At 66.3% G+C, this 7,008-nt stretch carries 5 protein-coding genes and 1 pseudogene; 3 read left to right on the forward strand and 3 right to left on the reverse strand.

The genetic code is table 11. The features are described from left to right. Positions 1–128 precede the first annotated feature (128 nt). From AP234_RS32875 to AP234_RS32885, 3 genes are all read left to right on the forward strand, one after another. Complete coding sequence (locus tag AP234_RS32875; RefSeq protein WP_055483663.1) at positions 129–623, forward strand: hypothetical protein; 495 nt, start codon at positions 129–131, stop codon at positions 621–623. A 54-nt stretch (positions 624–677) separates the two neighbouring features. Further along, entirely contained in the window at positions 678–1,121 is a 444-nt protein-coding gene (locus AP234_RS32880) for a hypothetical protein (RefSeq protein ID WP_055483664.1), read from the forward strand. Between the two features lie 354 nt (positions 1,122–1,475). Further along, the gene (locus tag AP234_RS32885) at positions 1,476–3,344 is read left to right on the forward strand and encodes a DNA/RNA helicase domain-containing protein (protein ID WP_055483665.1); all 1,869 of its coding nucleotides are present in this window, start codon (positions 1,476–1,478) and stop codon (positions 3,342–3,344) included. Here the strand turns inward: AP234_RS32885 and AP234_RS32890 are convergent. The 3 genes and pseudogenes from AP234_RS32890 to AP234_RS35665 form a co-directional block, all read right to left on the reverse strand. Beyond that, on the reverse strand, positions 3,325–5,247 hold the full coding sequence (locus AP234_RS32890) for a DNA/RNA helicase domain-containing protein (RefSeq protein WP_055483666.1): 1,923 nt from the start codon (positions 5,245–5,247) through the stop codon (positions 3,325–3,327). The two genes, AP234_RS32885 and AP234_RS32890, sit on opposite strands and share 20 nt — an antisense overlap. Positions 5,248–5,528: 281 nt before the next feature. After that, positions 5,529–6,548: a DNA polymerase IV gene (locus AP234_RS32895; RefSeq protein WP_055483667.1), complete on the reverse strand. Its 1,020-nt coding sequence runs from the start codon at positions 6,546–6,548 to the stop codon at positions 5,529–5,531. Positions 6,549–6,596: 48 nt separating this feature from the next. After that, positions 6,597–7,004: pseudogene (locus AP234_RS35665) on the reverse strand (ISAzo13 family transposase); the annotation flags it as partial. Positions 7,005–7,008 lie beyond the last annotated feature (4 nt).

Raw genomic sequence — 7,008 nt, forward strand, 5'->3', positions numbered from 1 at the left:
GCGCTGGACGTCCAGGTCGCCGAGCACCTGTATGGCCGGGGCATCGCGGCGCTGCGGATCGACCACTACTTCAGCGGCACCGGTTTACCGTACATCGGATAAGTCATGCCGAACCCGAGGACGGACCCATGACGCTGCTCGTACACCTCACCGCGGCCAAGAACATCCGCGCCGTGCGGCGCGCGGGCATCCGAGCAGCCGGCCATGGACAGGGTGGGGGCGCCGGGGTCTACTGCCTGCCGGTGCTGCCGTCCTACCAGATCACCTATCAGTGGGTACGTGAGCTACGACGCGGAGGCCAGGGCACCCTCGTCGCCGTGCACTTCCGCGTCCCGGACGACGAGCCGGTGTGGGTGGGGCACTACAACTCCGCCCCGGTCCAACTCAGCTGTGCCCGGGCCGCCGCCTTGGTGGCCGAGCAGGAGGACGCCCGCAGGTGCGAACTGTTCGTCCCCCGGTCGATCCAGGCCAGGGAGATCCACCGCGTCCGGCGGGTCAACCAGGTGACGGGATGGCGCTACATGCCGAACGCCCATGGCACGCCTCCATGCGCCTGCCCGGTGTGCAACCCTCCCGGTCAGTACGGCGCCGCCAAGATCCGCAAGGTGTTCGGTCAGCCGTGATCGGTTGAGCCTGCCGACACCTGGATTGTCGGAGCTCATCGATAACGTCCCACCATGAGCTACGACCTCCATTTCGTCCTGCGAGAACCCGGCCAGTCCTGGGATGACGTCCTTGAAACCGAGGAGGAGACTACCCAGCGTGCACCTGCCGACCCAGCGGTCTGGGACAGGGTCGCCGCGCAGGCACGGGAGGTGCTGGGAGACATCACAGTCCGGCGAGATGATTCCGAATGGCGGCTCGATCATGAACCGACCGGCATCGACCTATCCTGCTGGGACGGAGAGTGGGGTCTGAGCGTTCCGTACTGGACGCACGACGACGAAGCGGCCGACGTCGTCGAGAAGCTGCGCAAGTTGGCGTTGATCGTCGAGCGAGAGACCGGCCTCGAATGCCACGACCCCCAGCTCGGACAGCCGCTGTCGGAGATCCCGATCTCCGATACGGCAAGCTCCGTCACGTTGTTCAACGAGGTGGCCGGGCAGTTCGGCCGCCGGTAGGTCGGCTTTCCACAGGCGCGGCCGAGGGACCTCCCCGCCCGCTCCGGCCTTGTGGCTGCCGTTGCAGCGCCGATTCGTCGCCCAACCGTTGCCACGATGCACAAGGTCGAGGCGGTGATCGCTATTCTTCGGTGTTCAGCAAGCCGTCGCCGCCGGCAGGACAACGCAGGTGTGCACAAGACCGGGGCAGCGGCAGGATCCGTCCGCTAGCCGGTTCCTAAGAAGAGGCGCCCTCGCTACTCTTTTGGCGACCATGTGATGCGGCCCGACGGGCTTCCGCGATCGTACGGCTTCGGCCGGAGCGGATAGGCCCCCACCCGCACGAGTTCTCTCGTGCTGCCTGGGGGACAATCCGTGACGGCGCTGCGGCTGTCTGTCGAGAACCTGCTCGCTTCTCCCAACGAGGCCGCCCTGGCGGAGGTGATCGCCGAGCACGTGCGCGACACCAGTGGGCACCGCTCCTCCCCCGCCGAGATCAAGTCCTGGCAACGCAGCCTCCCGGCCCTCGCACGCGATCTGGCCGACGCCGGATTACGCCAGGTCGAGATGCTCGTGGAGTACAAGCTTCCGCTCACCAGCAAGCGCATCGACGTTGTCCTCGCCGGAGTGCATCCGCGTACCGGCGAGGACTCGTACGTCGTGGTCGAACTCAAGCAGTGGAGCCGCGCCGAGCCCTCCGAGCTGGGCGAGCATCTGGTCATCGTGGACGGCATGCCGGGTGGCGAGAGGCTCAACCCCGCCGAACAGGTCCGCCGTTACTGCGAGTACATGCGTGACTTCTTCAGGGTGCTCAACGACAGGCCGGACGCCGTATACGGGGCCGCGTACCTGCACAACGCCATGGACCTGGACGTCGACGGTCTGGCCGACCAGGTGCGCGACGAGCGCAGCCGTCTGTTCACCAAGCAGCGCCGCGGCGAGTTCCTCCGTTATCTGAGCGAGCGTCTCGCGGACAAATCGGGCGCGGACGCCGCCGATCGTCTCCTGCGTAGCGCGATCGCGCCGAGCAAGCAGCTCATGACCTACGCCTCCAAGGAGATCCGCGAACGCGAGCAGTTCACGTTGCTGGACGAGCAGCAGGTCGCGTACGAATTGGTAATGCGTGCCGTCGACCGGGCCAGGCGCGCTGACTCCAAGCAGGTCGTCATCGTCGCCGGCGGCCCCGGCAGCGGCAAGAGCGTCATCGCCCTGTCCCTGCTCGGCGAGCTGTACCGGCAGGGCCGCTCGGCCTATCACGCCACAGGCTCGAACTCCTTCACCGAGACCATGCGCCGCTATCCCGGCCGGGGCAACACTCGGATCAAGAACCTCTTCAAATACTTCAACAGCTTCACCGACGCCGTGCCCAACGATGCGGACGTGCTGATCTGCGACGAGGCTCACCGCATCCGCGAAACCTCGACCAACCGCTTCACCCCCGCGGCCAGGCGCACCGGACGCAGCCAGCTCGACGAGCTGATGTCCGCGGCACGCGTGCCGGTCTTCCTCCTCGACGAACACCAGGTCGTACGACCGGGCGAGCTCGGCACCGTGGACACGATCGAGCGCTACGCCCGCCACAAGGGCTATGACGTACACCGCGTCTCCCTGGACGAGCAGTTCCGCTGCGGCGGCAGCCGCAAGTACGAGCACTGGGTGCTCCGCCTGCTCGGCCTGGCCGACGGCGGCCCGATGGCGTGGGACGGGCAGCACGAGGACTTCGACGTACGGCTCGCCGACTCCCCACACGAACTCGAAGCGTTCCTCCGCGCGCAGACGGGCACCGCTCGCATGACCGCCGGCTTCTGCTGGCCCTGGAGTGATCCACGACCCGACCAGACCCTCGTCAACGACGTCGCCATCGGCGACTGGGCACGACCGTGGAACGTCAAGAACGACCGTGCCGTCGGCGACCACCCGCCACGGATGTTCTGGGCCACCGACCCGAACGGGTTCGGCCAGGTGGGCTGCATCTACACTGCCCAGGGCTTCGAGTACGACTGGAACGGCGCCATCCTGGGGCCCGACATCACCGTCCGGGACGGACGGCTGGTCACGGTACGAGAAGCCAACAAGGACCCCGCTTTCAAGAGCCGCAGAGCCCTCCCCGACACCGAGTTCGACCTGCTGGTACGACACGTGTACAAGGTCCTGCTCACCCGTGGCATGCGCGGGACGATCATCTACGCGGTCGATCCGGAGCTGCGAAGCTTCCTGGCCGACCTCATTTCTTCTCGAGCTTGACCAGCCCGGCCAGGAACTCGCGCGTCTCCGGATCGACCGCGTAGATGATCACCCCACGAAGCCCGCGCGTGAGCAGCACTTTGTAGACGTTGCGCACATGCCGCCGGAACTGCTCGTGGGTGACCTTGGCTGCGGTGAGGTTCTTGTCCTTGCTGAACTCACGCCGGGGCACGAACCTGCCATCACGGACTACGAAGTCCGGGCCGATGATCACACCGACCCAGTCGAACTCGAGCCCCTGCGCCGTATAGATGCAGCCCACCTGATCGAACCCGCCCTCGGCCGTCGCCCAATAGTCGCTCGACGGCACCGAGCCGAGTTTGTCTCCCTTTAGCTTGGCGTTCCACGGACGTGCCCAGTCGCCGATCACGATGTCCGGCACAAGGCTCTTGTCCGGGTTGGGCTCGTTCCAGGGCCAGCAATACCCTGCCGTCATGCGGGCCGTGAGTCCTTGGGCGATCTTGCCGCGCAGGAGGTCCTCCATCTCGCGGGGAGTGTCCGCGAGAACGACCTCGAAGTTCCGGTCTCCCGTCCAGAGCTGCGGCTCCACGTCGCCATTCCATTCACAGTCGGCGTCGCCGAGGCCCAATAACCGCTGCACCCAGACGTCGTACTTGGCACTACCGCCGCAGCGCCACTGACCGTCCAGCCGAATGAGCTCGTAATCCACATCGAGAGCCTGCGCCTGAGCCACGATCGCGGCGACCGTGCCGACCTCGTCCGGCTTGACGACCTGGTGCTCGTCCAGCAGGAAGACGGGGACGCGGGCCGCCTGGATAAGGCTCTCGATTTGCGGACGGGGGCTGCGCCACTCCTTCTTGAACCGGCTGTGGGAGTTCCTTCGCACGCGATGCGCCTCGTCGGCGATCAGCAGATCCAGGTCGTTCTGCTCCGCGTTCGCGAACTCGAGGTAGTACCTGAACAGGCCGTCGAACTCGATGTCCCGCCCGGCCACGTGCCGGCGCAGGGTTTTGGTGACGGTACGGGAACCCGTGGCGTACGCGACGCGATCACGGTTGCCCTGCTCTATCTGGCTACGGAGGAGCGAGAGCGCGATCGCCGACTTCCCGCTCCCCGGCCCTCCCGTGATGATCACTACGCGTTTGGTGTTGGCCGCCTGAGCCAGTCGCACCCTCGCCTTGACTAGATTGAACGCGTCGAGCTGCTTGTCCAGCAGATCGAACTGCCCGACCCCCCGTATAACTTCAGCGGATTTACGCAGAAAGGGCCTGTTCGGGCGGATAGGGCTGCCGAGTAAGCGATCCGCGGCCATCCTCCCCGGCTCGTTCGCAAGATTGCCGCGCAGATATTCGATGAACCCGCCACGCTCACTCTTGGTGAACAACGGCACGTCCTCGAGCACGGCTCCCATGGCGAGGTCCTTGACACTGGCGTGGGTCGCGTTGTGGAGATAGACCGCCGCCTTGACGGCCTCCGGACGCCCATCGAGGACGCCGAAGTGATCGGCGATCTGGTTTCGGTAGCCCTTGGCCTGCTGACAGGGATGACTCTGAGGGTCCAGCCCGGGCACATCGAACAGGTCCGCCTCCTCGTCGAGGGAGTCGGCGCTGCTCCACTGTTTGAGCTCGATGACGATGTACGTGTGCAGAGCGGTATCGGGGTGAACTCCGGCGAGAACGACATCGGCGCTGCTGCGCCTGTTGTGCGGCATGGGAAACTCGATCAGAACCTCGACCTGCTCCAAGCCCGCATCGTCGAGCACGCGCGCGAGCTCGGACAGGCTCTCGATCCAGGACCGCTTCTCGGCCGCACTTGGCTTACGCTGCCTCGTGAGCTCTACCTTCTCGGCCAAGACCTTGATGAGATTTTTCTCAAGGACCGACCTGGGCACGCTCAGATCCTGCCGCAGCGACTTCGCCGACATACGGTAGGCGGGCCCCATGCACAACTCCCCGGCAGCACGAAAGACTCGTGCGGCATGGGGGCGTATCCATGATCACGTCTAGCGGAAGCCCGTCGACCGCGAAACGGCATCGATGATAACCGAAGGCACCGACAAGTCCGCGCTGTCAGGGGAGCTGAGGTTCGCAGAACAGTCCCCGTAGCTTCGGCCGAAAAATCAACGGAGTTCGCCGGCGAGACTCGCTCTCAAGGAGACGGCCCGGCGCGGGCTCCTTGTGAGCTTCTTACGGTGCGGCAGAACGCGGATCTCGGCGGAGTCGGCTAACCGGAGAGCTCGGCTCTGACGCCCAGCAACCGCACCGGTCGCCGTTCGGCGAACCGATCGAGCGCGGCCAAGGCCGCCTGCTCTATCACCGACATCTCGGTCGTCGGCGTCGCCAGGGCGTAGCCATGGGTGTGCGTCTCGAACGGCGCGTAGCGCACCTTGACCACGACGCGAGCGGCGACCCGCCACTCGGCGGCCACGTCATCGGCTACGCGCCGGGCCAGCCGTACGACCTCGAACCGCACCTCGTCCCAATCCTCGAGATCGTGCTGGAAGGTGGTCTCACGGCTACGCGAGCGCGGCACGTACGGCTCGCAAGTCACCGGCGAATCGTCCTGGCCGAGGGCGAGCCGGACCAGCCATGGACCGGTCATGGGGCCGAACCGCTCGGTGAGAGCCCGCGGGTCGGCGGCCGCGAGCTCGGAGATGGTGCCGATGCCCATCGCGGCGAGCCTCTTGGCGGTCTTGGCCCCCACTCCCCACAGAGCATCCGTCGGCCGGTCGCCGAGCACGTCGAACCAGGTCTCGTCGGTCAGTCGGAAGACACCGGCGGGCTTGCCGAAGCCGGTCGCCAGCTTGGCCTGCAACTTGTTCCGCCCGATGCCGACGGTGCAATCGAGACCGGTGGTCTCACGCACGCGCCGTTGAATCCGACGGGCCATCTCCTCGGGGTCGTCGTCGACCGCGAGGAACGCCTCATCCCAGCCAACGACTTCGACCACGACATCGAAAGACTGCAATGCCGCCATCACCTCGGAGGATGCCGCTTCATACGCCGCCCGGTCGACGGGCAGGAACACCGCGTCCGGACATCGCCGCGCCGCCGTGCGCAGCGGAAGGCCGGAGTGCACGCCATACGGGCGAGCCTCGTAAGAAGCCGTGCTGACCACGCCGCGCTTGGTCGGATCGCCGTCGCCGCCGACGACGATCGGACGCCCGCGCAGTTCCGGACGGCGCAGCAGCTCAACGGCAGCGACGAACTGGTCGAGGTCGACGTGCAGCACCCAGTAAGTCACATTTCATTGTGTGCCTCGCCCCGGAGACGCCCTCCAACCGATGCCGATAACCGGGGTGTCCGGTTCGGCTTCAACGCGCAGCCCGGTGCGCGTGCGGGTGGCGGCGATGCTGTTCACCACGACCTCGTGGCCGGTGAGCGGCCTGCCCCGCCAGTTCATTGTGATGTGGGAGAACAACCGGTGCTCAATCTTGTTCCACTTGGAGATGCCCGGCGGGAAGTGGCAGACCGTGACGGTCAGACCCGTTTCGGCGGCGAAGCCGGCCAGTTCGACTTTCCAGGCCCGGTAGCGGTAGTTGTTGGAGCCCCCACAGTCCGCGGTGATCAGTAATCGGGACGCCTCCGGGTAATCGGCTCGGCCGCGGGACTGCCATCAGCGGCGGATCGAGGCCACCGCGAATGCCGAGGTGTCGTGGTCCACCCCGACATTGACCCAGCCCCGGTCTGCGGTCAGGTCCTAG

Origin of the sequence: Sphaerimonospora mesophila, from assembly GCF_001417795.1 — a bacterium.
GTDB classification, from domain to species: domain Bacteria; phylum Actinomycetota; class Actinomycetes; order Streptosporangiales; family Streptosporangiaceae; genus Sphaerimonospora; species Sphaerimonospora mesophila.